Consider the following 666-nt stretch of genomic DNA (forward strand, 5'->3'; position numbering starts at 1 on the left):
ATTACCAAAAGACTTGTGGAAATGATGGACGGGGAACTTAAAAGGGAAAGCGAGTTTGGCAAAGGTTCGACATTCAGCCTGCACCTTAAGCAGGGCTTTGTCAGCGAAAAACCGCTTGGAGCGGAGGTCGCGGAAAAACTCCGTAATTTCTGCTACGCCGACAGCAAACGCACTGCCACAAAAAAATTGGTAAGGCTCAATTTGGACTACGCCAAGGTGCTGGTAGTTGACGATATGCAGACCAATCTGGACGTGGCTGCGGGCCTTTTACGCAAATACAAAATGCAGGTTGACTGTTTAAGCAGCGGGCAGGAGGCGATTGAAAGGATACGCCAAGGTACTCCTGTTTACAACGCCATATTCATGGACCACATGATGCCCAGAATGGACGGCATAGAAACCGCGGGCTATATTCGGGCGTTAGGCACGGATTACGCGAAAAAAATACCGATAATCGCCCTGACCGCCAACGCCATACAGGGAACGGACAAGATGTTCTACGAACACGGTTTTCAGGCGTTCATATCCAAACCCATTGACGTAGTGGAAATGGACGCCGTTATCAGAAAATGGGTGCGTAACGATACACGACAGAACGCGCCTGTCGCTAAAATGCCAATTATTATTCACGACGAGCCTGCCGCTGTTGAAACCGATTCTGAAGAT

The 666-nt window shown here is 49.1% G+C and carries 1 protein-coding gene; it reads left to right on the plus strand.

Features of this window, described 5'->3' with window-relative positions; genetic code table 11:
* Window positions 1-666, plus strand: a 666-nt coding sequence (locus ACYVRA_RS07935; RefSeq protein WP_461252195.1) for a response regulator, incomplete at both ends; no start/stop codon positions are given.

The organism is Treponema sp. R8-4-B8 (assembly GCF_054786175.1).